General features: G+C 37.9%; 21 protein-coding genes and 1 tRNA gene. 10 read left to right on the forward strand and 12 right to left on the reverse strand.

What is annotated here, in order from left to right; translation table 11 throughout:
• Window positions 1-178: 178 nt before the first annotated feature.
• The 3 genes from C1A09_RS06100 to C1A09_RS06110 all read right to left on the reverse strand — a co-directional run bounded on the left by C1A09_RS06100 (window position 179) and on the right by C1A09_RS06110 (window position 5,661).
• Window positions 179-2,581 (reverse strand): ABC transporter permease, encoded by a 2,403-nt coding sequence (locus tag C1A09_RS06100; RefSeq protein ID WP_101542828.1) that lies wholly within the window; start codon window positions 2,579-2,581, stop codon window positions 179-181.
• Window positions 2,582-2,799: 218 nt separating this feature from the next.
• The gene (locus C1A09_RS06105) at window positions 2,800-4,050 is read right to left on the reverse strand and encodes an efflux RND transporter periplasmic adaptor subunit (RefSeq protein WP_101542829.1); all 1,251 of its coding nucleotides are present in this window, start codon (window positions 4,048-4,050) and stop codon (window positions 2,800-2,802) included.
• 123 nt (window positions 4,051-4,173) lie between these two features.
• Window positions 4,174-5,661, reverse strand: a complete 1,488-nt coding sequence (locus C1A09_RS06110) for a TolC family protein (protein WP_101542830.1) — start codon at window positions 5,659-5,661, stop codon at window positions 4,174-4,176.
• A gap of 176 nt (window positions 5,662-5,837) precedes the next feature.
• On the opposite strand from C1A09_RS06110, the gene C1A09_RS06115 reads away from it, so the two are divergent.
• Together C1A09_RS06115 and C1A09_RS06120 are read left to right on the forward strand one after the other, a co-directional pair.
• Window positions 5,838-7,211, forward strand: coding sequence for a sigma-54-dependent transcriptional regulator (locus C1A09_RS06115; protein WP_101542831.1), 1,374 nt, complete (start codon window positions 5,838-5,840; stop codon window positions 7,209-7,211).
• Complete coding sequence (locus tag C1A09_RS06120; protein ID WP_101542832.1) at window positions 7,208-8,173, forward strand: sensor histidine kinase; 966 nt, start codon at window positions 7,208-7,210, stop codon at window positions 8,171-8,173. The genes C1A09_RS06115 and C1A09_RS06120 overlap by 4 nt, the downstream gene beginning before the upstream one ends.
• A 47-nt stretch (window positions 8,174-8,220) precedes the next feature.
• Here C1A09_RS06120 and C1A09_RS06125 read toward each other — a convergent pair whose 3' ends face one another.
• Window positions 8,221-8,577 carry a lipocalin-like domain-containing protein gene (locus C1A09_RS06125; RefSeq protein ID WP_101542833.1) on the reverse strand — a complete coding sequence of 119 codons (357 nt, stop codon included), beginning with the start codon at window positions 8,575-8,577 and terminating at the stop codon, window positions 8,221-8,223.
• 24 nt (window positions 8,578-8,601) lie between these two features.
• Complete coding sequence (locus C1A09_RS06130; RefSeq protein ID WP_101542834.1) at window positions 8,602-8,937, reverse strand: hypothetical protein; 336 nt, start codon at window positions 8,935-8,937, stop codon at window positions 8,602-8,604.
• Between the two features lie 192 nt (window positions 8,938-9,129).
• Between C1A09_RS06130 and C1A09_RS06135 the strand changes: the two genes are divergently transcribed.
• Window positions 9,130-9,204 (forward strand) — tRNA-Pro (locus C1A09_RS06135).
• A 71-nt stretch (window positions 9,205-9,275) separates the two neighbouring features.
• Here C1A09_RS06135 and C1A09_RS06140 read toward each other — a convergent pair.
• A complete protein-coding gene (locus C1A09_RS06140) occupies window positions 9,276-9,983 on the reverse strand; it encodes a tRNA1(Val) (adenine(37)-N6)-methyltransferase (RefSeq protein ID WP_101542835.1) in 708 nt (235 codons plus the stop codon).
• 173 nt (window positions 9,984-10,156) lie between these two features.
• Between C1A09_RS06140 and lon the strand changes: the two genes are divergently transcribed.
• From lon to C1A09_RS06155, 3 genes are read left to right on the forward strand one after another with little or no spacing between them, the layout of a single operon-like run.
• The gene (lon, locus tag C1A09_RS06145; protein WP_101542836.1) at window positions 10,157-12,637 is read left to right on the forward strand and encodes an endopeptidase La; all 2,481 of its coding nucleotides are present in this window, start codon (window positions 10,157-10,159) and stop codon (window positions 12,635-12,637) included.
• Complete coding sequence (tgt, locus tag C1A09_RS06150) at window positions 12,634-13,764, forward strand: tRNA guanosine(34) transglycosylase Tgt (RefSeq protein WP_101542837.1); 1,131 nt, start codon at window positions 12,634-12,636, stop codon at window positions 13,762-13,764. Before lon ends, tgt begins: the two co-directional genes overlap by 4 nt.
• Window positions 13,761-14,903, forward strand: a complete 1,143-nt coding sequence (locus C1A09_RS06155; RefSeq protein WP_101542994.1) for an LptF/LptG family permease — start codon at window positions 13,761-13,763, stop codon at window positions 14,901-14,903. The genes tgt and C1A09_RS06155 overlap by 4 nt, the downstream gene beginning before the upstream one ends.
• 244 nt (window positions 14,904-15,147) lie before the next feature.
• Here the strand turns inward: C1A09_RS06155 and C1A09_RS06160 are convergent, their stop codons facing one another.
• Window positions 15,148-15,651, reverse strand: a complete 504-nt coding sequence (locus C1A09_RS06160; RefSeq protein WP_101542838.1) for a redoxin domain-containing protein — start codon at window positions 15,649-15,651, stop codon at window positions 15,148-15,150.
• 279 nt (window positions 15,652-15,930) lie between these two features.
• Here C1A09_RS06160 and serB point away from each other — a divergent pair, with 279 nt between their 5' ends.
• Together serB and C1A09_RS06175 are read left to right on the forward strand one after the other, a co-directional pair.
• Window positions 15,931-17,160, forward strand: coding sequence for a phosphoserine phosphatase SerB (gene serB, locus C1A09_RS06170; protein ID WP_101542839.1), 1,230 nt, complete (start codon window positions 15,931-15,933; stop codon window positions 17,158-17,160).
• 41 nt (window positions 17,161-17,201) lie between these two features.
• Window positions 17,202-18,470, forward strand: a complete 1,269-nt coding sequence (locus C1A09_RS06175) for a DEAD/DEAH box helicase (protein WP_101542840.1) — start codon at window positions 17,202-17,204, stop codon at window positions 18,468-18,470.
• Between the two features lie 12 nt (window positions 18,471-18,482).
• Here C1A09_RS06175 and C1A09_RS06180 read toward each other — a convergent pair whose 3' ends face one another.
• From C1A09_RS06180 to C1A09_RS06195, 4 genes are read right to left on the reverse strand one after another with little or no spacing between them, the layout of a single operon-like run.
• A complete protein-coding gene (locus tag C1A09_RS06180) occupies window positions 18,483-19,274 on the reverse strand; it encodes a DUF4738 domain-containing protein (RefSeq protein ID WP_101542841.1) in 792 nt (263 codons plus the stop codon).
• A gap of 15 nt (window positions 19,275-19,289) precedes the next feature.
• On the reverse strand, window positions 19,290-20,603 hold the full coding sequence (locus tag C1A09_RS06185; RefSeq protein WP_101542842.1) for a UDP-glucose dehydrogenase family protein: 1,314 nt from the start codon (window positions 20,601-20,603) through the stop codon (window positions 19,290-19,292).
• Window positions 20,604-20,606: 3 nt separating this feature from the next.
• Entirely contained in the window at window positions 20,607-21,155 is a 549-nt protein-coding gene (gene rfbC, locus C1A09_RS06190) for a dTDP-4-dehydrorhamnose 3,5-epimerase (protein ID WP_101542843.1), read from the reverse strand.
• A gap of 4 nt (window positions 21,156-21,159) precedes the next feature.
• Window positions 21,160-22,590 carry a capsule assembly Wzi family protein gene (locus C1A09_RS06195; protein ID WP_101542844.1) on the reverse strand — a complete coding sequence of 477 codons (1,431 nt, stop codon included), beginning with the start codon at window positions 22,588-22,590 and terminating at the stop codon, window positions 21,160-21,162.
• 163 nt (window positions 22,591-22,753) lie between these two features.
• Between C1A09_RS06195 and C1A09_RS06200 the strand changes: the two genes are divergently transcribed.
• Together C1A09_RS06200 and C1A09_RS06205 are read left to right on the forward strand one after the other, a co-directional pair.
• Window positions 22,754-23,836 carry an HU domain-containing protein gene (locus tag C1A09_RS06200; protein WP_101542845.1) on the forward strand — a complete coding sequence of 361 codons (1,083 nt, stop codon included), beginning with the start codon at window positions 22,754-22,756 and terminating at the stop codon, window positions 23,834-23,836.
• A 44-nt stretch (window positions 23,837-23,880) separates the two neighbouring features.
• Window positions 23,881-24,402, forward strand: a complete 522-nt coding sequence (locus C1A09_RS06205; RefSeq protein ID WP_101542846.1) for an FHA domain-containing protein — start codon at window positions 23,881-23,883, stop codon at window positions 24,400-24,402.
• Here C1A09_RS06205 and C1A09_RS06210 read toward each other — a convergent pair.
• Entirely contained in the window at window positions 24,380-24,829 is a 450-nt protein-coding gene (locus tag C1A09_RS06210; protein WP_101542995.1) for a hypothetical protein, read from the reverse strand. The genes C1A09_RS06205 and C1A09_RS06210 overlap by 23 nt on opposite strands.
• Window positions 24,830-25,073: the final 244 nt, after the last annotated feature.

Consider the following 25,073-nt stretch of genomic DNA (forward strand, 5'->3'; position numbering starts at 1 on the left):
TTTCTTTACGCCTTTGTTCGCTAGTTTGTACCATTAATCATAATAATTCCAAAATAACGATAAAGCTATACAAGTAAAGCCAATAGCAATACTTACGATACTAATAGTCTGTAACTTATATTTCAACAAATTACGCAATGCTACAATGAAGTAATGTTTTATCATTTTATTGCATTTTTTATTCGTTCTTTATTACCTCTACCGGATTTCTCCTCGCTATCTTCAGAATACGAAAAATAATAGTAAAAATAGTAATGACAGCCACTATCATAAAGATTGAAATCCAAAATAACGGTCCATCATTAAAGAATACAATATACATTTTTTTCCATAACTGGAATATGGCATAGCATAACGGAAATGCTGTTACTGCCGATAATACAAGTAAACTTATATACATGTGGGCAAACAACATGATGATTTGTTTCACCCCTGCCCCATTTACCTTACGGATAGCTACTTCCTTTTGTCGACGTTCCGTATCCAAAGTAATGGCTGAATAAACACCCAGCAAGGTAATTATCAGGCTGACAATAGAAAAGAACAGGACAATACCTTTCATTTTATTCTCCATAGCTTGTGCCTGGTATATATCTTCCCGTAAAGTAGAGATCTGTGGTTGTACACTTGATGGAAGATTCTCTTTCAACATCTTTTCAACGAAAACTTTCACTTCTTCTACTTTTCCGGGTTCACACTTCAGATAACAATGACCTACATAATCGCTGAAATCAGAAGATGGAAAGACAAATCCCTCGCTTCGATTATAAGTACAGACTATGAAATCGGAACAAATACCGCATACGGTGTAATCATCCTCATTATTATATAAGGTAGTACCCAGCCAATCCTTCTTCATACGTTCTGCTAATCTATGGTCTATTACCATATCTTTATCCGTTTCCAATGCATGACCAACGATAACAGGAATATTCATAAAATCAAAGAAGTTATTTGGTACACGCATAATATTCACCTCTATATAACTATCTCGATTATTCTTTTCTGTCTGCATACCGGTACCCGAAAGCCCTTCTAAATAGTTTATATCAGTCAGCAATTTATCCTTTACACCCGAATGTTGGCAGATACGTTCTATCAAAGCAAACTTCTCATCATTTTTCATAAAACGGTAATCCAATGAAATACTTATAATTTCTGACTTCTCTTTTTCAGTTAACGTATAGAATAGAGTGGATCCTGTCTTTTTCGCTTGTAAATAAAGGGCAACTGCAAAGACAATGAACAACCAGCAAATGAAGAACTGGATACCTAAAAGTAAATTCCGCGTAATCCGTTTGTGACGTCTGGATTTATTTATGGAGATACTTACATGAATAGAAATATGCCTCATCCGCCATACAACGAAAAGGCAAAGTAATAAACATAGTAAAATAATAGCAGCCATGTATTCTGCCGTCTGTATCAATAATATATTTTGTTCTACTATTAATGTAAAATTGAACAGAGAGAATGACAATAATGGACTAAGTATCTCTATCAAACAAAAAGTCAGGAAAAAAGCAATCAGTAATATAACAATAGCTTGGATAAAAAGTAACTGGAATAACTGTCGACTACCACTACCCGTAACTTTACGTATACCGAATTCATGTGAACGATTTAAATAGCTACCTGCCAGAAATTGAAAGAAATTAAGTAATCCAATTAGTAAAATAAGTACTCCAACAATGAACGTTATTCTGGCAAAATAAGGAGCCACGGATCCCTCCTGAAAATTCTTTCCAAAGGTAGAAGCTGTCACAACATATTCCTTATCGACAAATGAATGCTTCAAATTCATAGTACGAAAATGTGCCTCCAACTCTAGAGGGAGTGTACCCGGACGCAACAAAGCAAATCCGAAACCACCACTCATATTATTCCGCTTTTTAAATTGCATAAGCCCCTCACTGTCGTTCAACGTCAACATATCAACTTTCTTAAGAAAACTCAGACTGGTATTGAGTGGAATATCTTCTATCACGGCTTGAACTGTATAAGTAATACCTCCTGTCCTCGGTGTAGTACTAGGTGAAGAAAATAATCGCTGAGCCAAAATCATCTGTTTTCCGATCGGATTTTCTTTAATACCAAATATCTTCTGTGCCAAAGAGCGTGTCAATATCACAGTATTGGGAGTCTGCGAAGCAACTTCCCATGAACCTTGTAGTACTTTGGGAGTAAACACACTATAATAGGAAGAATCTACTTCCATAGTATACAAATCTTCATAGGGTAATTTCTTTCCATCCAATGTTTCTACATTATAACTACGTGAACGAGGATAAGTAACAAAAGCAAATTGTTCTACTTCGTTGAACTGTATCCGGCGCAATTCTTCAATTAATGTAGCAGGGATACCAGAAAAAGAACGTTTGGCCGAAGTATGATACAAATTTATATCTACAATGTGTTCGTGATGAATAAAACATTGATTGGTCGAATTTATAAACCGGCTACAATAAATGCAAATACTAAAACATAATATACCTACCGACAATCCAATAATGGAAATTACATTCTGTGTTTTGTGTTTCAATAAGTTTCTGAATGCTGTTTTAAAATAATGTAATATCATAATATGTGTGTTTACAAAATATAAAATCAAATTATATGCCAGAATACAAATCTCTAATAATCAATACTAAATAATCTTATTTACTTTCAAAATCTGTGCAATTCCGCACGAATACCGTGCGAAAAAACACAGATACTCATGTGACATTACCAGATAAGTACACGAGAAAACTACAAATGCTATTTTTAGATGATATTGTATCATAATTCTGTTTACATTCATTTCAAGATCAATTCTTCCACCTCGCCAAAGTTATCATATCCTGTCGTAATAACCCAGTCTCCCGGTTGCAAACCATCTGTAATTTCATATTGTTGCGGATTTTGGCGACCTATGTTCAACGGAACACGGATGGCTTTACTTTGAGATGCATTTAACTTATAAATCCATTGTCCTCCGGTATTTTGATAGAAATTACCTCTAGGAATGACGAGTGCTTCTTCCGGCTGTCCAAGTTCTATCTGTACACGAAAACTCTTTCCTACTCTCACATTATCGGGCATGTCCTCCGTAAAAACAAGATCCACATCGAAGGTACGATCTTTCACTTCTGGTACCACTTTACTGATACGTAACGGGTGCTTTTTTCCTTGATAATGGATAGTGGCAGGTAATCCCGTAGTGATACGATCAATGTAATATTCACTTAAAGCAGTGTGTACTTTGTATTGATCCAGCACTTTGATTTCAGCAATATTTTCTCCTGAGTTAACTTGTTGTCCAGGAGTTACTTTTACAAAACTAAGTTGTCCTGCGACAGGAGATCTTACAATCAAATTATCCATCCGTTCGCATGCACGTTCGTATTTTTTCCGCTCTCTTTCGCGATCATTGCAGATAAGGTCTTTACGAATGACGGTAACGACAGAATCATGCTGTAAGCTTTCACGTTGCAAACGAGCAGTTTTTACTTTATAATTGTATTCGTCTTCAGAAACCTCCAATTGCGCTTTACTTTTAATTCCCATTCTATATTCTTCACGATCAAGCTGAAAACTTTTGCGTAACCGTTCCAATTCATAGTTAGTTTGCAATGTCTGTTGTTGAAGATGAAGACTCTGCTGATCCATTTCTATTTCCTTTTCACGATACGTTATCAATTGCTTTTCCAAATCGTCGCGTTGATCTTCTATACTTCGTAGCAGATCAGGATTCTCTAGTACAAGTATAGTATCACCTTTATCCAACAAACTTCCCTCTTCCGCAATGATACGTTCCACACTCCCAGTTTCGCGAGCATTGATTTTTATAGTGAGAATAGGTTGAATCAGTCCTTCCACATCAACATATTCCATAAACTTCCCATTTTTCACTTCAGCTATCTGTATATTATCTTTTTCGATACGTAATTTGCTGGGACCCCAAGAAAGACTAATCACATAAATGAGGAAAGCAAAAAAAAGGATGCTTCCTGCCAAATAATAACGGTAACGAATATACCAAGGTTTCTTTTCAAGTTTAATATCCATGATTTGTCAAATATATAATCTATATTTATTTTCAATTTATCCCTACCTAAAAACATCTTTTAAATAGGGACGGAATTCTTACTAAATCTTCATTCTATTTTTACTAAAAATTCTCTTTTCTTTCTACTGTGTAAATTTTTCTTCAATAATCCTGTTCAAATCTTCTGTTAGTGGACTGTTCTTCTCAAAGTCATAAAGTGTCAGGCTCCGAAGAGTATAATACAGACTCCAGTAATTGTAGAGGGCTGTTATATAATTCCGCCGAGCAGTATCTTTTTCTGTAATGGAAGCGTTTAAATCGAGTACGGAAGATTTTCCCAATAAATAGAGCCGACGGGCAACTTCAGCGCGTCTTTGCGCAGTTTCATCTGTACGGGCAGCAATGTGTACCCGTTGCGCCTGCAGATTGAACTGCTTGACTAATTTTCTTACATTAAGGTTGAAATCCGTCTTATCTTGCTCTATCTGTGTGTGAACCAAGTCACGGTTAGAACGAGCCACACGTATCTGTCCCTTTCCCCGCCCCCAGTCCAGAATAGGCAAACTGATACCCAAGCTGATATATTGTTGCTCCAAAGGATTATGATAAGCATCTTTCAGTTTCTCGGCAGTCTGGGTCAATCCAAAACGTAAATAAATATCAGCTTTAAGTCCGGCATTAGCACGTGCTTTTGAAACGGCACTCTCACTTTCTAACTTACGGCGTAACATACTTTGGATTTCCGGACTGTTTTCGTTCGCTAATAAAAGTGCAGTATTCAAGTCTACGTTCAAATCCGGAACATGATCGTCAATATCAGTCTTCAGTTCTATATCTTCCTGGATGCCGAGATAAGAACGAAGTTCCTGCATGCAATTGTCCATATCAATACGTGCATTCATCTGATTGGCTTCTTCAGTAAGTTTATTAAGCTCCAGTTGGAGCATTTCATTTTCAGAAATAGTACCGATATTATAACGTCCTGCAGCATATATATATAAGGTGTCTGCGTTGGCGTAATTGGTATTGGCTATCTCATAATTGCTTTGTGCACGGGCAAGGTCGAAAAACTTCTCCGTAGCACGGGCGGCAACTAATTCTAAAGTTTCCATGTATTTTTTTTTAGCTTCCCGATAACGTATGGGTTCTATACGACGATCCCATTTCAGATTATTGTATCCAAACAATGATTGACTGTAACCGATATTGACAGGAGACGTTTGCCACGAATGACTGTCATTGCTGAACAAGTCTATTCGTTGGGCTGCTGTTTCCACAAACAATTTACCACCGGTCCAAGGAATATTTTGCGTCAAACTCAAAGTTAGATCACTATTCAATAAATTCTGTTCTATAAACTTCACACTACCATCTCCCAATGTCACCTTATTAATAGCTCGGTCTAAATAAGGGGTTGATGTCAGTTTAAGTGTTGGTAAATAATTGGCTCGATAGTATTTGTAATTCCAATAGGCAGAACGAAAACTATGGCGAGCATTTTGCGCATCAGGCGATTGCCGGCAGGCATATTCCACAGTCTGTTGCAGTGTCAGTCTCATTTCATGTTCCTGAGCCGAGACAGAAATGAAAGTAATACAAGTCAGTAAGGATAAATATATATTTAATTGCATAGTATGTTTTTCTGCAAAACATTCAAATCTTGTGCCAAACAGATTATATACTATTAATCAATACATTACTAATAAATTTGACATTTTCTCAATGTGCATTTTCGCACAAAAACAGTGCGAATTCACACGTACAACACATTGATATATTTCCTATCTTTGTCCCATAAGTAAATAATATGGAACAATTAGGAAAAATATTAGTAGTTGATGATAATGAGGATGTACTTTTTGCCCTCAATTTATTATTAGAACCTTACGTAGAAAAAATAAAAGTAGCTGTTACGCCTGATCGTATCGAACATTTTATGACTACTTTTCAACCGGATATCGTATTATTAGATATGAATTTCAGCCGTGACGCAATAAGTGGCCAAGAAGGGTTTGAAAGCTTGAAACAAATCCTACATATCGACCCGCAAGCCATTGTTATCTTTATGACAGCATATGCTGATACGGATAAAGCCGTACGTGCCATCAAAGCAGGTGCTACGGATTTTATTCCTAAACCGTGGGAAAAAGAAAAATTGCTGGCAACCTTATCTTCAGGCATGAAGTTACGACGTTCGCGGTATGAAATCAATCTGTTAAAAGAACAAGTCGAGATCCTGAGTAACGGAGCAGTAGGAAACATAGAAGATATAATCATCGGTGAGTCCAAAGTAATGAAAGATGTTTTCTTGACAGTGGAGAAACTGCGCGATACGGATGCCAATATCCTGATATTAGGCGAAAACGGTACGGGTAAAGATATTATAGCTCGTTTACTCTATCGTAATTCTCCACGTTTCGGAAAACCATTTGTAACCATTGACCTTGGTAGTATCCCAGAACAATTGTTTGAAAGTGAATTATTCGGTTATGAAAAAGGGGCATTTACCGATGCCCGAAAACCCAAAGCTGGACGTATGGAAGTGGCGACAGGAGGTACACTTTTTTTGGACGAGATAGGAAATCTATCGCTTCCTATGCAGGCTAAACTATTGACTGCCATTGAAAAACGTCAAATCAACCGTTTGGGAAGTACACAGACTATGTCTATCGATGTAAGATTGATTTGTGCCACCAATGCTGATATCTGCCGCTTAGTGGAAGAAGGTACTTTCCGACAGGATTTATTATATCGTATCAATACCATTGAGTTACACATTCCTCCATTAAGAGAACGTGGGAATGATATTATTTTATTGGCTGAGTTTTTCCTTCAACGTTATGCCCGAAAATACCAAAAAGAAATGCGAGGGTTAACTCGCGAAGCGAAAAATAAACTTTTGAAATATGTCTGGCCGGGTAATGTACGAGAACTACAACATACTATGGAACGAGCGGTAATACTAGGAGATGGCTCTTTGCTTCAACCGGACAACTTTCTTTTTCAGGCTGTTACTCCCCGTATAAAGGAAGATGAAGACATACTCAATCTGGAGCGATTGGAGCGTCAAGCTATAGAAAGGGCGATGCGTCTGAGTGAAGGTAACGTAACTCGTGCAGCAGAATATCTGGGTATCACACGCTTCGCCTTATACCGTAAACTTGAAAAATTAGGCTTATGAAACGTTATTCTTTTGTAGTCATACTACATATTATCGGTATTGTACTGATGTCGATAGGATTGTATCTGCTGATGGATGCCAGATTGTGGTTTAGTATGTTAATGATAACTATGCTATTGATGTTAACGGTCGTACACTTGTATCATCTTCAGATGATGCAAGTACGAATGATGCGTCACTTGGCAGAAAGTCTCCGTTATGATGACATGATGCTTTCGTTCCATTCTCCTTATCGTAATCGTTCCATGGAAGAAATGGTCGATGAACTTTCAGAGGCAATGAAGAACTTCCGTACACGCGTATTAGAACGGAATGAAATGGAAGCTTGGCAAAAACTTATTAGAGTATTGACGCATGAAATAATGAACTCGATTACTCCGATTCTATCTCTTTCTGAAACTTTAAGTGAACGGGAGGTGACAGAAAAAAATTACCCTGTGATGCAGCAAGGTATGAAGACAATCTACAGACGTAGCAAAGGATTACTTGAATTTGTAGAAAATTATCGTCGATTAACACGTCTACCCGCTCCTGTCCGTCATCCAGTATCTGTTAGCGAACTTTTTCTGGATTTGCAAAAGCTGTTTCCCGAAAGATATATCCATATTGAAATACCCAAGAAAGACCGAATTTTACAAATTGACAGAACTCAAATAGAACAAGTACTCATCAATCTGATTAAGAATGCACGGGAAGCATGTAGCAAGAAAAACAAACCGGAAATCAAAATAAAAATGCTTCCTTCCATTTCATGGCAATGTTTGATTGTCGTTGATGATAATGGGGACGGAATGTTACCGGAAATACAGGATAAGATATTTGTTCCATTTTTCACAACAAAGGTATCAGGTTCAGGCATCGGACTCAGTCTATGCAAACAGATAATGAATCGACATGGAGGAAATATTATAGTAAAATCGACAGTAGGAAAAGGCAGTTGCTTTACGCTACAATTTGGATGATACAGTTGTACCACAGATTACTGTGGTACAAATCTTTTTGACCAGAATTATTTCTCTCTTACGTAACGCAATGTGTATCCGTAATTAGAGTTTAAAATTAATGAATCAGCAGTCAGCTTTTCTATTTTCAAGGTATCTATGCCCTCTATTTCAATACCATTACCAATACTTTTAACTGTCAAAAGTAAGTTATCACCTTGTTGTTCCCAATACTTATATACTAACGTTGCCATATTAATGGAAGATGCTTCACCCCCTTCTTCCAGCTTAATTCCTTGCATTTTTCCCGGCTGTCCCTCAATAGGCATCACCCATGAACCGACAACAGAGTCTGCACTCTTTTTACTGTCACAAGCTACGAATACCATTGCAAACACAGCAACTCCTAAAATAAGTTTCTTCATAATATATTTTATTTAAATGTAATTTTAATGTACTTTTTTTACAAATGAAATCATATTAATGCCCGGTTCATCATCTGTAACCGTATAAGAAACATCCAAAGTATCTCCCAAAAGCAATCCACCTTCCAAAGATATATTCTGATCCATGGTACTGAAATATAATGTATCGTTTTTCGATGTTATCATTGTAAAACCATTCATTGTAGCATCTATCACTACACCTTGTACATGACACAACGAATCATCCGCAACAACTATCTTCGTTTCAGTATTTACTACTGACTTCTCCGCCTTACTCTTACAAGAGATACATCCCAACGAGATAATGGAAAAAAATAAAGTCTGTTTGATTACATTCATATTTTTAGAATATTATAGATTTTCTTTTTACAAAGATAGAAAAAAAAATAAAGCAAAGAAAAGATTTTTTTATTATCGTTGATTATTGCATTTCAGTCTATTATAAAATTCTTGAATATAAAATAATAAAAATATTTGGTTCATATAAAAAAAGTATTTACCTTTGCACACGCTTTTAGGAAGTAAAGCACTCGGGGTGTAGCGCAGTCCGGTTAGCGCACCTGCTTTGGGAGCAGGGGGTCGTGGGTTCGAATCCCGCTACCCCGACTAAAAGAAATGCAATCGGTTATTAATTAACTGGTTGCATTTTTCTTTCGGAGTGTTATAAAGTCTCTCTACTACATCTTTAGATAAAAATCACGGGTTAAAGCTATATATTCGGGAGTATACCGATTATGTTCTATTTCAATACAAAGATCTTCCTCTTTACATACTTTTTCCAGAAATCCAAAAGTAATTAATACCCGACGACAAGGCTTTCCAGGTTTTGTATATACATGTAAACGATGATGTGGATACAAATTATAATTCCAGGCAGTATCAACAACTTCCTTTTCTACTTCTACAGGAATGATAATACTAACAAAACCTTTTTCAGACAATAAATACGCCGAATTACAAAATAAAAGTTCATAATTCAGCCTTCCAGTATGACGAGCCATCCGACGCTGTTCATCTGGACATTTCAATGCATCAATAAAATAAGGTGGATTTGAAACTATCAAATCAAATTTCTTTTCAGGTTGATAATATCTAAAATCATTACATACCACCTCTATTCTGTCGGCCCAAGAAGAACAAGCTATATTTTCTTTAGCTTGCTCTACAGCCACTTCATCAATTTCAATAGCCGTTATTCTTGCTTGTTGATTTCGTTGAGCTAATTGTAATGCTATCAACCCAGTACCAGTACCCACATCGAGTATCTGTTTTATATCATCAACCGGAGCCCATGCTCCTAAAAGTACACCATCTGTACCGACCTTCATTGCACATTTATCATGATAAATGGTAAATTGTTTAAACTTAAAACAAGAATTTGACATAGTTTATCTCTGTTAATCGGGCTCAAAAATAATCAAAGACAAGAAAAGAGTTACAATTTTGGCATCGTTTTTGTCTTTTTAAAGAAAGGAACAGCCATTTAATGAAGAAATAAGCTTAACTTTGCAAACACTTTATAGGTCTGCCAATATGACATAAACTAAAAAGGAAAGAAATGAAGAAAAGAAATTACTTTAGTGATATCGAAGATAGGAGAGAAAATGCATTTTCTGTGATTGCTGATTTTGAGGGAAGTGAAGAACAATTGATGGATATAGAGGTTGATGAAATCCTACCGGTATTACCTCTTCGGAATATGGTCTTATTTCCGGGTGTGTTTATGCCTGTATCTGTAGGAAGAAAGGCTTCTTTAAAATTAATACGCGAAGCGGAGAAGAAAAATCTCTATATAGCTGTAGTATGCCAGAAAATTGCAGAAACAGAATCTCCTCTGTTTGAAGATTTACATAGTGTAGGTACTATAGCCAAGATTGTTCGTGTACTGGAAATGCCAGATCAAACAACGACTGTTATTTTACAGGGTTCCAAACGTATGGAATTAAAGGATATTACAGATACTATACCTTATTTGAAGGGACATATAAGCACATTAAATGAAGAAATACCTGCAAAAGACGATAAAGAGTTCCAAGCTTTGGTAGAGGCTTGTAAAGACTTGTCTGTACGTTATATAAAATCGTCCGACATGTTTCCTCAGGACTCTTCGTTTGCAATCAAGAATATCACGAATCCAATGTTTCTGGTAGACTTTATCTGTACGAATTTACCTTTAAAAAAAGATGAAAAAATTGAATTGCTTCGTATTGATTCATTGCGTGCTCGTACTTACCGATTACTGGAAATTCTAAATCGCGAAGTACAGCTTGCCGAAATAAAAGAATCTATACAGATGCGTGCACGTGAGGATATCGACCAACAACAGCGCGAGTATTTCTTACAACAACAAATTAAAACCATTCAGGATGAATTGGGTGGTGGTGGTCAAGAGCAGGAAATCGAAGAAATGCGTAAAAAAGCTGAGACCATCAAGTGGAGTGAAGGAGTGAAAGCTCTTTTTCTGAAAGAAGTAGATAAATTGGAACGTACGCATCCGCAGTCGCCAGATTACAGTGTACAGTTAAATTATCTGCAAACCATGCTTAGCCTGCCTTGGGGTATATATACTATGGATAATCTGAACTTGGTAAATGCAGAAAAAACGTTAAACAAAGATCATTATGGTTTGGAGAAAGTTAAGGAGCGTATTCTAGAACATCTTGCTGTACTAAAGTTAAAAGGTGACATGAAATCACCCATTATCTGTTTGTATGGTCCGCCGGGAGTCGGAAAAACATCTTTAGGACGTTCTATTGCCGCGGCTCTGAAACGAAAATATATTCGTATGTCTTTGGGGGGGGTGCATGATGAAGCTGAAATTCGTGGACATCGTAAAACATATATCGGTGCTATGCCCGGACGGATTATCAAAAACCTAATTAAAGCAGGTTCTTCTAATCCTGTATTTATTTTAGATGAGATAGATAAAGTAAGTGCAGACCGTCAGGGTGATCCTTCCTCTGCCCTTTTGGAAGTACTCGACCCTGAACAGAATACGACTTTCCATGATAATTTTCTAGATGTGGACTATGACTTGTCAAAAGTCATGTTTATCGCTACTGCCAATAATCTGAATACTATCCCCGGGCCATTGCTCGATCGCATGGAGCTGATTGAGGTAAGTGGTTACATCACAGAAGAGAAAATAGAAATTGCTCGTCGTCACCTGGTTCCTAAAGAATTAGAAGCTAATGGTATGAAAAAGAATGATATTAAAATTCCAAAAAATACTTTGGAAGCAATTATAGAATCTTATACCCGTGAGAGTGGTGTACGCGAACTTGAAAAGAAAATTGGAAAAATATTGCGTAAATCCGCACGTCAATATGCTACAGACGGTTATTTTGTAAAAACAGAAATCAAACCAGGAGATTTGTACGATTTCCTCGGAGCTCCTGAATATACCCGTGACAAATATCAGGGAAATGAATACGCAGGTGTTGTGACCGGTTTAGCATGGACAGCTGTAGGCGGTGAAATTCTTTTTGTTGAAACCAGTTTGAGTCGTGGAAAAGGTGGTCGTCTGACATTAACCGGAAATTTGGGTGATGTAATGAAAGAATCAGCAATGCTGGCTTTGGAATATATCAAAGCACATGCATCATTGCTCTATTTGGATGAGGATATTTTTGATAATTGGAACATCCATGTTCATGTACCGGAAGGAGCAATTCCCAAAGATGGTCCTTCTGCGGGTATCACCATGGCTACATCATTGGCTTCTGCCCTCACTCAGCGTAAAGTGAAAGCAAATCTTGCCATGACAGGTGAAATAACACTCCGTGGAAAAGTACTTCCTGTGGGTGGAATTAAGGAGAAAATTTTGGCTGCCAAACGTGCTGGGATCAAAGAGATTATTTTGAGCGAAGAAAACCGTAAAAATATTGATGAAATTCAGGATATTTACCTGAAAGGACTAACTTTCCATTATGTGAAAGATGTGAAAGAAGTATTTGCCATTGCACTTACTAATGAAAAGGTAGCCGATGCAATTGATTTGTCCGTAAAAAAAGAAAAGACTGAAAAGAAAGAAGAATGACATTTGAGTTACAGTATACAGACAGCAAGACAAATGCACGTGCAGGATTGATTACTACCGATCACGGGCAGATTAAAACGCCTATCTTTATGCCGGTAGGTACGTTAGGAACTGTAAAAGGAGTACATTTGACAGAACTGAAAGAAGATATTGAGGCACAGATTATTCTAGGTAATACATACCACCTTTATCTTCGTCCGGGATTAGATGTTATTGAAAAAGCCGGTGGACTGCATAAGTTCAACGGCTTTGATCGTCCGATGCTGACTGACAGTGGTGGTTTTCAGGTCTTTTCTCTGGCAGGTATTCGTAAACTACGAGAAGAAGGTGCTGAATTTCGCTCTCATATTGATGGTAGTAAGCATATCTTTACACCGGAAAAAGTGATGGATATTGAACGTACTATCGGAGCAGATATTATGATGGCATTTGATGAATGTACTCCTGGAGATGCAGAATATGCATACGCAAAAAAATCAATGGAAATGACTCATCGCTGGCTAGACCGTTGTCTCAAACGTTTCAATGAAACTGAGCCTAAATATGGATATCACCAAGCTCTTTTTCCTATTGTCCAAGGATGCGTTTATCCTGATCTGCGGAAACGATCGGCAGAGTTCATTGCTTCTAAAGGAGCTGAAGGAAATGCTATCGGTGGATTGGCAGTAGGTGAACCTACAGAGAAGATGTATGAAATGATAGAACTGGTCAACGAAATCCTTCCGAAAGACAAACCACGATACCTGATGGGTGTAGGTACGCCAGTAAATATATTGGAAGGTATTGAACGTGGAGTGGATATGTTTGACTGCGTGATGCCTACCCGCAACGGACGTAACGGTATGCTGTTCACCAAAGATGGTATCATCAATATGCGTAACAAGAAATGGGAGACGGACTTTTCTCCCATCGAAACTGATGGTGCATCCTGCGTAGATACCTTATATAGTAAAGCATACTTGCGTCATTTGTTCCATGCACAAGAATTACTGGCAATGCAGATTGCTTCCATTCATAATTTGGCGTTTTATTTGTGGTTGGTGAGAGAAGCCCGTAAACACATCATTGACGGTGATTTCTCAACTTGGAAACCAATGATGATAAAACGTGTATCGACAAGATTATGAGAAAAATCGACTGGAAAATATTTAAGGATATAAAGATGCCTGTCGGAAGGGATAAGTTCCTAAAACGGTTGGATTGGTACATCATTAAGAAATTCTTGGGAACGTATGTGTTTGCCATCGCTCTGATTATTTCTATTGCAGTAGTATTCGATTTCAATGAGAAAATGGATCGTTTTATGTCGCATGAAGCGCCATGGAAAGCCATTGTCTTCGATTATTATATGAACTTCATCCCCTACTTCGCCAACCTTTTCAGTCCGTTGTTCGTATTTATTGCTGTAATCTTCTTTACATCTAAATTAGCGGAGAACTCTGAAATTATTGCGATGTTTTCCACAGGAATGAGTTTCAAACGTATGCTTCGACCTTACATGGTATCAGCTGCAATCATTGCCGTGGTTACTTTTTGCTTAGGTTCGTATGTTATTCCTAAAGGTAGTGTGACGCGTCTTAATTTTGAAGATAAATATTACAAACCTCGTAAAGAAACGACAGCACGAAATATTCAACTGGAAGTTGATTCCGGTGTAATAGCTTATATCGAACGGTTTGAAGATTACAGCAAAACAGGTTATCGCTTCTCATTAGATAAATTCAAGGATAAACAATTGGTATCTCATTTGACAGCGCGTAGTATCACGTATGATACGGCATGTGTACATAAATGGACGATTAAAGATTACATGATTCGCCAGATGGACGGCATGAAAGAGAGTATTATTAAAGGTGAACGAATTGATACTACCTTGTTTATGGAACCTGCTGATTTCCTGATAATGAAAAACCAACAAGAAATGTTGACTAGTCCTCAGCTAAGCGAATATATTGACAGACAACGTCAGCGTGGTTTTGCTAATACCAAGGAATTTGAGATAGAATATCACAAGCGTATCGCCATGTCATTTGCTTCATTCATTTTGACGTTAATAGGTGTGTCTCTTTCTTCAAAAAAGACCAAAGGAGGTATGGGATTGCATTTAGGTATAGGTTTGGGGTTAAGTTTCTCGTATATTCTATTTCAGACAATCGCATCCACTTTCGCCATAAACGGTAATGTTCCGCCATTTGTTGCTGTATGGATACCTAATATGCTATATGCATTCATTGCATTCTATCTATATAAGAAAGCACCGAAGTAAGGACAGTAGAATACCGGATAAAAAGAACATGTTCTGAAATAACAAGAAATAATTATAAAAAATAAGAGACCCTCCTACTCTTGTGTTTTTACAAGTGCGGGAGGGCTTTTTTGTTGTATTATTTCCTCTTTTGTTTTGTCCTTTCTTTCAACAAACAAGATAGTTATATCTGTCTATTTTCAGAAGAACCCTCACTTTCGTCTTACAGGTTCTTTAAGTGTTCATAGTTAACTTCATTGAAACTCTAATTCAAGTAAGATGAAAGTTCTGCAGCAGAGATGTTTTTGGCAATAATTACACCATTATCATCCAATAAATAGTTTGTAAATCCACGGCTCAAACGATATTTTTTAAATAAGCCGGAAGATTCGCCTTTAGTTTCCACGAAACAAGTGGGCGTAACTATTTGATCCTTACGAATGGTTTCCTTGAAGATGGATGGATATTCATCAAACGAAACAGAAACCATTTCCACATTATTATTAAAGGGATCGGAACGAAGCGCGTTACTAAAACTTGCGTTTTGCATCCGGGAATGCGCATCATAACTTGCCCAAAAACTAAGCAGTACATATTTACCTTTCATACCAGAAAGCTCGGCAGATGGCTGCTCAGCCGACATAGTTTCGATTTTAAAATCTGGGGCTATGTCACCCACATTCAAACCTCCTGTAGGTTTGTCTTTTTCTACGAAAGATGTTAAGGAACTTACTAGTAATACAACAAAAATCCATTTTACATATTTCATGTAACGCGGTTTTAGTTAATACTATCTGGGAGACTGTCCTCTATGACAGTGATTTCTTCCCAGAACATCGTCTTCTCTGGCTTTACAATGAGAGGAATTCATTGATAATCAAAGCCTTTAATTCTGAAATCGGGTGCAAAGGTAAGTAAATATTAAAGTAAGTTCCAAATAAACAAGTAATTTTCTCGTTATTTTAATATACATTTTTATGTTATTTAGCATAAATAGCAAGAATTTTCCTTACTTTTGTAACCTATATTATTCTTTTAAAGATAGCTTATGCAACTATTGAACACTGAATTAATTCTTATCCGGATTACGGGCGAAGACCGTCCGGGATTAACAGCCTCGGTTACTGAAATCCTTGCCAAATATGACGCGACTATTCTTGACATCGGTCAGGCAGACATTCATAATACTTTATCATTAGGCATTTTGTGCAAGACGGAAGAACAACATTCCGGATTCATCATGAAAGAACTACTTTTTAAAGCTTCTTCCCTGGGAGTCACCATCCGCTTCTATCCCATCACGGTAAAAGAATACGAGGATTGGGTAAACATGCAAGGTAAAAACCGATATATCCTTACCTTACTCGGACGTAAACTATCTGCCCGCCAAATCTCAGCCGTTACCCGTATCCTTGCAGAACAAGGCATGAATATTGATGCCATCAAGCGCCTGACAGGACGTATCCCGCTAGACGAATGTGAAGCAAGGACACGCGCTTGTATTGAGTTTTCAGTTCGTGGTACACCCAAAGACCGTATAGCTATGCAAGAACAACTTATGAAACTGGCAAGTGAACTAGAAATGGATTTCTCTTTCCAACTGGATAATATGTATCGTCGTATGCGCCGATTAATTTGTTTCGATATGGACTCTACTTTGATTGAAACAGAGGTAATCGATGAACTGGCAATGCGTGCCGGTGTAGGCGACCAAGTGAAAGCTATAACAGAACGTGCCATGCGCGGAGAAATTGATTTTACAGAAAGCTTCCGTGAACGTGTGGCGCTATTGAAAGGATTAGACGAGTCCGTGATGCAGGAAATTGCAGAAAACTTACCTATTACCGAAGGTGTTGACCGTTTGATGTATGTATTGAAAAAATATGGCTATAAAATAGCCATTCTCTCCGGTGGTTTCACTTATTTCGGACAATACCTGCAAAAGAAATACGGAATAGACTACGTTTATGCCAATGAATTGGAAATTGAAAATGGAAAATTGACTGGCCGTTATCTGGGCGATGTAGTAGACGGAAGACGGAAAGCTGAACTCCTACGCCTAATCGCTCAAGTAGAGAAAGTGGATATTGCCCAAACAATTGCTGTAGGTGACGGAGCAAACGACCTACCTATGTTGGGCATTGCCGGACTAGGAATTGCATTCCATGCCAAACCGAAAGTTGTAGCAAATGCCAAACAATCTATCAACACAATTGGATTAGACGGAGTTCTTTATTTCTTAGGGTTCAAAGATTCCTATATAGATATTCCCAATTAACTCTTTTTTTTCTATCTTTGTTGACAAATTAATAAAGAAACATGAAGTTTTCCGAACTACAACTAAATGATAAAGTGCTTGAAGCACTTGAAGCGATGCGTTTTGAGGAGTGCACTCCAATACAAGAAAAATCAATTCCCGTCATACTCGAAGGAAAAGACCTAATTGCCGTAGCACAAACTGGTACAGGAAAAACGGCAGCCTATCTGTTGCCTATATTAAACAGACTCTCAGAAGAAGGACATCCTGAAGATGCCATTAATTGCATCATTATGGCTCCCACCCGCGAGTTGGCGCAGCAAATAGACCAACAAATGGAAGGTTTTTCTTACTTTATGCCGATCAGTAGTGTAGCAGTGTATGGCGGTAACGACGGAATACTTTTTGAACAGCAAAAAAAAGGTCTGACTTTGGGAGCTGATGTGGTTATTGCTACTCCCGGCCGATTGATAGCTCATCTAAGTTTAGGATATGTAGATCTTTCGCGTGTATCTTATTTCATTTTAGATGAAGCGGATCGTATGTTGGATATGGGTTTTTATGATGACATTATGCAGATTGTCAAATTTCTACCGAAAGAACGACAGACGGTCATGTTCTCAGCAACAATGCCTGCCAAAATACAACAATTAGCCAACACCATCTTAAACAATCCCGTAGAAGTTAAATTAGCGGTATCCAAACCTGCTGAAAAAATCATTCAAGCTGCTTATATTTGTTATGAAAACCAGAAATTAGGTATTATCCGTAGTCTTTTTGCGGAGCAAGCACCGGAACGCGTTATTATATTTGCTTCTTCCAAACTGAAAGTAAAAGAAGTAACCAAAGCTTTAAAACAAATGCAGTTGAATGTTGGAGAAATGCACTCTGATTTAGAGCAAACGCAACGAGAAGAAGTAATGTATGAATTCAAAGCCGGAAGAATTAATATACTGGTAGCTACGGATATTGTGGCAAGAGGGATTGATATAGATGATATTCGGTTGGTTATCAACTATGATGTTCCGCATGACAGTGAAGACTATGTACACCGTATTGGTCGTACGGCACGTGCTAATAATGATGGCGTCGCTTTGACTTTTGTCTGTGAAAAAGAACAAACCTACTTTAAGAGTATAGAAACCTTCTTGGAAAAAGATATCTATAAAATTCCAGTACCGGAAGAACTTGGTGAAGCTCCAGAATTCAAACCACGTTCCAATGAAAGGTACAAGAAATATGGAAACAGTAACCATGGAAATGGAAAAGGTAATTTCCGAAACAAGAACAGAAAAGGAGGCAAGCGGTCACCTACTAAAAAACAAGAATAAAATGAAGCGGATTTATTCCGCTTTTTTTATTTTCAACTGTTTGTCAAAACCGATAGTTATATCTATTAAATTGTATACAGAACTTTCCGGAATACGAAGAGTCGCCTGATAATGATAACCTTTATTGTTTATTCCCAGAAAATTCATATCAGCGAGAATCATCTGGTTTAAAAGTTCCACGGAAAAGATATCAGAAAAATCCTTTTTGATAATATCCTTTCCATAAAGCATCTGTTTGCCTTTGTAAACACAGATATGTATTACATTGTCATAATAGACGTTATCAACGCCAATACCATTTTCCGAATAAGAAGTACAGATAACCTTCATTTGGGAAGGATTAATATAGACATATCCGCGATAACGTTTACCACCATACATCACTACACTATCTTTCTTTGTCACCTCTGTAGTACCCGGTATTACTTCCACTTCCTGTTTAATAAAAGATAACGTATCTTCCACATTCTCTGATTTATGCAATTTTACAATATCATCAGCTAAAGAATGAAACCAGAAATTATCCCCAGTCTGCCGGTCTATTTTGTAGGCTACAGTTTGATTACCATATATGTATATAGTATCATGGATTACTTTAAATGCCACAGGGATATTTTGTGGATTAGTATAATAAATCGTATCTCCCTCGATACGCAATAAAGGCATATCGGTTTCATCATCTATCCAAATACCCTGAAGCAGAGTTTTGGCAGTAAAATCTTCCTCCGCAGATTTTGTATCCTTACTGTTGCTACAAGCAAATAGCAGTATGATGGAACATACTGCTATGATAAACTTTTTCATTGTTGATTTCTTCTTTTATTTACCTATACAATGATAAGTAAATCCAAGTTCTTCTATTTCTTTTTTGTCGTAAATATTTCGGCCATCCAATATTACTGGGAGCTGCATCGTTTTCTTGATGACTGCCCAAGATGGCAAACGGAATTCCTTCCACTCGGTCACCAGCATCAAAGTATCTGCATCCCAAACAGCGTCATACATATCTTTAGCATAATAGATAACATCTCCTATTCTCCGACGACATTCTTGCATAGCAGCAGGGTCATAAGCACGTATCTTGCATCCCGCATTCAACAATTTATTTATCAAAACCAAAACCGGAGCCTCACGCATATCATCCGTTTCCGGTTTAAAGGCCAATCCCCATAAAGCTATTATCCTCCCCTGCAAATCACCATTGAAATATCTTTGCAACTTCTCGAACAAAATACTTTTTTGTCTTTCATTCACCTCTTCCACAGCACGAAGTACACGCATTTGATAACCATTTTGCTCAGCCGTCTTAATTAAAGCTTTTACATCCTTCGGAAAACATGAACCGCCATACCCGATACCCGGGTAGAGAAACTTACGACCTATCCGGGTATCCGAACCAATACCACTACGTACCATATTTACATCTGCCCCTACCAATTCACAAAGATTGGCTATGTCATTCATGAAACTGATACGGGTAGCCAACATAGAATTTGCCGCATATTTTGTCATTTCAGCCGAAGGAATATCCATAAAGATAACACGAAAATTATTCAGTAAGAACGGCTTATATAGTCTAGTCATTAGCTTCTTGGCACGTTCAGACTCCACCCCTACCACTACCCGGTCAGGGCTCATAAAATCATTAATGGCATTACCCTCTTTCAGAAACTCTGGATTAGAAGCCACATCAAACTCAATTTGTACATTCCGTTTATCTAATTCTTCCTGAATGGCAGCACGTATTTTCTTCGCGGTACCTACGGGAACTGTACTCTTGGTAACTACCAAAATGTACTTCCGCATGTTACGACCTATGGTACGTGCTACCTCAAGCACATAGCTCAGATCTGCACTACCATCTTCATCAGGTGGCGTACCTACGGCGCTGAACACAACGTCTACTTCATCCAAACAGTTTGCCAAAGAAGTGATAAACTTTAAACGCCCGGCTTTCATGTTCCTGTTTACCATTTCTTCCAATCCATTTTCATAGATAGGAATAATTCCTTTCTCCAGTGCTTCAATTTTTGCACAGTTTGTATCTATACAAACAACGTTGACACCAATTTCCGCAAAACAAGTACCAGTCACTAAACCGACATACCCTGTACCGACAATGGCTATTTTCATATCTTATTCGAAATAAACCGCATCTTTAAAAGACACGGCATGTCCGTCTTTTAAAGATAATAAAAGTTGTTCTTCTGTAACAGGCCAGTCTATACCTATCGTTTCATCATTGAAACGGATAGAAGCTTCAACCTGCGGAGCATACATATTATCTACTTTATATGTAAAAATCGCTTCATCACTCAACACCAGGAATCCATGGGCAAAACCACGGGGAATAAAAAACTGGCGTTTGTTTTCTTCGCTCAACTCTACACTGACATACCTACCGAATGTAGGAGATGACTTTCGCAAATCTACAGCAACATCCAAAACCTTACCTTTAATAACACGCACCAATTTAGCCTGACTATATTCACCTTTCTGATAATGGAGTCCACGCAACACGCCAAAAGAAGACTTCGACTCATTATCCTGTACAAAATGTACATCTCCTATATTAGCACGAAACTCTTCCTCCTTGAATGCCTCCATAAAGTAACCACGGTCATCGTTAAACACCTTGGGCTCAATGACCCAGACGCCATCAATCTCTGTTTGTATATAGTTCATTGTTTCAGAATGTTTTATGTACCTTCAGTTGAAATCCTAAATTATCACCATATATATCTCCCATGTCCAAGGCAAGAGATACATTAAAATCCCATCCTTTCCATTTTTTCGGAGAATAATAGAACGAAGCATACGCCGAAAAGTTCTCCAATATATCCAATGTCGGTCTACCCGGAGTTCCCCACGTCCTGTTATGACTCAGTTTTGCCACATAACGCCATTCAGAACTGATATCTCCGCTCCATCCTACGTGTACAGCTTTTACACGGTTATAAATAAAAGACAAGTTCCCGTCTTCATTATAAATAGGTGATGCAATCAATGGATTGGCTATCATCATCCCCCAATGTGACCAACCGGGATATAAACCATTATTATAATAATTGTCAGAACCTCCAGTCTTATGTACGGGACCTTCTGACGGTTCATGTAAACCATGCAACGGTCCGCTCATATTCGTCGTCTGCAAATACTCCAGTACAACCGCATTGATTGGGCGAAAATACCTGAAATTAAATTCAAGTCCCCATAAACCATCCCAACCGTTCTGTTTACCCATAGCAGAAAAGTCATCAAAATGATTATGCAGATAGGCACTAACCGAGAAGTCTTTACTCCGATAGGTCATTCTCAAATATTCGCTACCTAAGAAGTTTCCTTGATAAAACATATTGTCGTTGGCGGGCTTGTCTTCATCACCTGCCCCCGGAATGAACACTCTGAAATAATCTTTCAACTTGTTACCCAAATCCGTTTCAGTAGCTCCGATTACCTGATAACCACCAAACTGAGTATCCAGCGTCATTCCCAAATCGAATTGCCATTTGCCTTCAGGGATACCAACACGGATAAAACCTTCTTTATGATGATATTTGATACCTTTCGTATACCAATACCCCTCACCCACTTTCTTCTTCTGATAATTATCATCCGTAAACCAGCCGTATGATATTTCCCCTTTTATAGCCAATCGGGGAAGTATATAAAGATATTCGGGAATACCTACCATTATTTGAGGAATAGGGCGCGCATTTCCCGACCAAGTCATTCCACCGCTACTCAGTGTATTATTCAGCAAGTTTGCCCATCTTTCTTTACTTCCTGCAAACAAGCCGAGCCATTTGTAGCGTACATCCACATACGCCTGCTGAATATAAATATCCTTATCGCTTTTAAAGTTCATACCGACGGCTGTCACCATATCCAGTTTCTCTTCAAATTTCCACTTACCCAAGTTATGTTTATAATCCACGCCTCCCCGTATGTAGGTGTTATTATAAATAGAACCGAGTCCTTGCTGATTGCTAACTTGCCAAAGCGGGGTATTGTCTCCCGTATGTACGGTTGCTCCATATTCTACGAAAGAAGAAACTTGTGCTGTGGCAACACTGCCTCCGGCGAACATAAGAGCTAATAAACAAATTGAGATACGCATAATAATTGATAATGTGTAAAAACGATGCAAAATTAGGAAAAAAATCCAATATATCCGGTTTTGAAGCAAATGAGTTTCCAAATAGTATATGAGTTGATAAATTGTTAATAAGAAAAAGTACATGAAAGTGGCGTATTTCCGATTAATCCGCTACTTTTGTGACATGATTGAATTAGCACAACACATAGAAGTATTGTTATTGGAGAATGATTGTGTCATTGTTCCGGGTTTGGGTGGATTTGTCGCCCATTATACTCCGGCAGTGAGAGTGGTTGAAGAAAATATATTTCTGCCACCAACCCGTATCATTGGTTTTAATCCCCAACTGAAGATGAATGACGGATTGCTGGTGCAATCATATATGTCTGTTTATGGAACAAACTTCTCCGATGCCACTAAAATTGTAGATAAAACGGTAGAAGATTTGCTTGTTGTTCTCCATGATGATGGTAAAATTGATTTGCCTAATGTAGGTGAATTGCGTTATTCTATTTACGACACTTACGATTTTATTCCTTACGACAATAAAATAACTACTCCTTATTTATATGGCCTCGATAGCTTTGAAATACAAGAGCTGTCTGAATTGCAGAAACCTACCGGAAAAACAATTCCTTTCAATGTGCCAGCAGTAGCTGAAACGAAAAAGCGTAGATTTGAAATTGGAATTAAACGTTCTTATTTGGTAAATACTGTTGCCACGATTGCAATCATCGCATTATTTTTCTTTTTTTCCACTCCGGTAGAGAATACGGAAGTAATCGAAGCCAATTATGCGCAGCTTCTTCCCGACGAACTTTTCGAGAAAATAGAGAAACAATCATTGATTATTACTCCGATAGTGGTTCATCAACAGAATAAAAAAGCGACATCTTCTCAATCGAAGCTTTCTCAAACTCCAAGAAAAAAGGTGATTGTTCCGGTTGCCGTCAAAGAAGTTAAGATAAACCAACAACAATCTCCGACAGCTGCTCCTCAACTCAAGGAAACACAATCAACACAGCCCGTACAAGTTACCCAAAAGTATTATCATATCATTATTGCCAGCGTAGGTACCGAAAAAGATGCTGAAATGATGGCCAAAAGGCTGATTGAAAATGGTTTCTCTGGTGCAAAAGCCATCATTGGCGACGGCAAGATGCGTGTCAGCATTCAGTCTTGTGCCACACAGGAAGAAGCATACCGAGCTTTAAATAAAATTCGCCAGAATGCAGCTTACCAGAATGCCTGGGTATTGAAAAAATAACAGGAAGCGAATTATCAATTATCAACTTTCAATTAATCTGCCGCATGAAACGTATCCGTTGTCCCAAATGTGAGAATTATCTAACCTTCGATGAAACTAAATACAGCGAAGGGCAGTCATTGGTATTCGTCTGTGAACAATGTAAGAAACAATTCAGCATCCGTTTGGGAAAAACAAAGATGAAAGTTCCCCAAAAAGAAGAAAAACCGGATGAGACAGAATTTCGGGAAGCTTTTGGCAGCATTACCGTCATTGAAAATGTATTTGGTTTCAAGCAAATATTGCCTTTACAGGAGGGTGACAATGTGATTGGTCGCCGTTGTGTAGGAACCGTTATCAATGTACCGATAGAAACTTCGGACATGAGTATGGATCGCCGCCATTGCGTCATCAATGTAAAGCGTAATAAACAAGGAATACTGATTTACACACTACGTGATGCCCCTAGTCTGACAGGTACTTTCCTGAATAATGAGATTTTAAACGATAAAGACCGCATCCGCATTGAAGATGGTGCGATTGTCACTATCGGCGCCACCACTTTCATTCTGCGTGCGGCAGAGTAAGAGAACTTCCCTGACGATTTTTCCACCAATAGCGGATAAAAAGTACGCCGGTAAACATCAGTGCCAAAGACAATCCGGTGTAAAACACAGATATAAAAGCATCGGGAAATAAATGAAAAGAACGTATCATGATACCGAACGTTATCATAAAAGCCATAACGATCCATCCTTTTACATCAAAGAAAGAAAAAGGGCAATTCTTGTCTTTTTTCCGTTCAATCCGTCGAGTATGCTTGTAATAGAGCTTTTTAAATACAAATAAAAAGAACAGGAGGAACACAATCGTAGCCTCTCCTATCTTGAAAAGCCAGTATTCGGAATCGCTGAGCCATGTCACTATACCAATCCGCAGAATGTTGGCACCCGCTATAATCCATACGATACCGGCTGTAATAAGTAAAACTTTTCTATTGACTCCGTATTTCATGACTTTACTTTTAACTATATTATTAGCATAGGCAACAAAAGTATAAAAAATTTGTTCGCAAATTTGTCTTGAGCTATTTTTCTGTTCGTCAGACATATACATATACCTAAAAATGCCACGTCCTGGTACGTCTTGTACCAACGGTTGATACGTCTTATACCTTACTATGATACGGCACATCCCACACTAAGGTACAAGACATACCATAGCAAGGTATATTGAATACCAACCGAAGGTATATTGA

The organism is Bacteroides cutis, from assembly GCF_900241005.1.
Lineage (GTDB): Bacteria > Bacteroidota > Bacteroidia > Bacteroidales > Bacteroidaceae > Bacteroides > Bacteroides cutis.

Excerpts from the sequence above, each read along its gene's own strand:
- C1A09_RS06100 (WP_101542828.1), bottom strand. The coding sequence starts at position 2,581 with ATGATATTACATTATTTTAAAACAGCATTCAGAAACTTATTGAAACAC.
- tgt (WP_101542837.1), top strand. The coding sequence starts at position 12,634 with ATGACATTTGAGTTACAGTATACAGACAGCAAGACAAATGCACGTGCA.
- C1A09_RS06205 (WP_101542846.1), top strand. The coding sequence starts at position 23,881 with ATGAAACGTATCCGTTGTCCCAAATGTGAGAATTATCTAACCTTCGAT.
- C1A09_RS06120 (WP_101542832.1), top strand. The coding sequence starts at position 7,208 with ATGAAACGTTATTCTTTTGTAGTCATACTACATATTATCGGTATTGTA.
- lon (WP_101542836.1), top strand. The coding sequence starts at position 10,157 with ATGAAGAAAAGAAATTACTTTAGTGATATCGAAGATAGGAGAGAAAAT.
- C1A09_RS06130 (WP_101542834.1), bottom strand. The coding sequence starts at position 8,937 with ATGAATGTAATCAAACAGACTTTATTTTTTTCCATTATCTCGTTGGGA.
- C1A09_RS06105 (WP_101542829.1), bottom strand. The coding sequence starts at position 4,050 with ATGGATATTAAACTTGAAAAGAAACCTTGGTATATTCGTTACCGTTAT.
- C1A09_RS06115 (WP_101542831.1), top strand. The coding sequence starts at position 5,838 with ATGGAACAATTAGGAAAAATATTAGTAGTTGATGATAATGAGGATGTA.
- C1A09_RS06125 (WP_101542833.1), bottom strand. The coding sequence starts at position 8,577 with ATGAAGAAACTTATTTTAGGAGTTGCTGTGTTTGCAATGGTATTCGTA.
- C1A09_RS06185 (WP_101542842.1), bottom strand. The coding sequence starts at position 20,603 with ATGAAAATAGCCATTGTCGGTACAGGGTATGTCGGTTTAGTGACTGGT.
- C1A09_RS06175 (WP_101542840.1), top strand. The coding sequence starts at position 17,202 with ATGAAGTTTTCCGAACTACAACTAAATGATAAAGTGCTTGAAGCACTT.
- serB (WP_101542839.1), top strand. The coding sequence starts at position 15,931 with ATGCAACTATTGAACACTGAATTAATTCTTATCCGGATTACGGGCGAA.
- C1A09_RS06180 (WP_101542841.1), bottom strand. The coding sequence starts at position 19,274 with ATGAAAAAGTTTATCATAGCAGTATGTTCCATCATACTGCTATTTGCT.
- rfbC (WP_101542843.1), bottom strand. The coding sequence starts at position 21,155 with ATGAACTATATACAAACAGAGATTGATGGCGTCTGGGTCATTGAGCCC.
- C1A09_RS06200 (WP_101542845.1), top strand. The coding sequence starts at position 22,754 with ATGATTGAATTAGCACAACACATAGAAGTATTGTTATTGGAGAATGAT.
- C1A09_RS06155 (WP_101542994.1), top strand. The coding sequence starts at position 13,761 with ATGAGAAAAATCGACTGGAAAATATTTAAGGATATAAAGATGCCTGTC.
- C1A09_RS06110 (WP_101542830.1), bottom strand. The coding sequence starts at position 5,661 with ATGCAATTAAATATATATTTATCCTTACTGACTTGTATTACTTTCATT.
- C1A09_RS06140 (WP_101542835.1), bottom strand. The coding sequence starts at position 9,983 with ATGTCAAATTCTTGTTTTAAGTTTAAACAATTTACCATTTATCATGAT.
- C1A09_RS06195 (WP_101542844.1), bottom strand. The coding sequence starts at position 22,590 with ATGCGTATCTCAATTTGTTTATTAGCTCTTATGTTCGCCGGAGGCAGT.
- C1A09_RS06210 (WP_101542995.1), bottom strand. The coding sequence starts at position 24,829 with ATGAAATACGGAGTCAATAGAAAAGTTTTACTTATTACAGCCGGTATC.
- C1A09_RS06160 (WP_101542838.1), bottom strand. The coding sequence starts at position 15,651 with ATGAAATATGTAAAATGGATTTTTGTTGTATTACTAGTAAGTTCCTTA.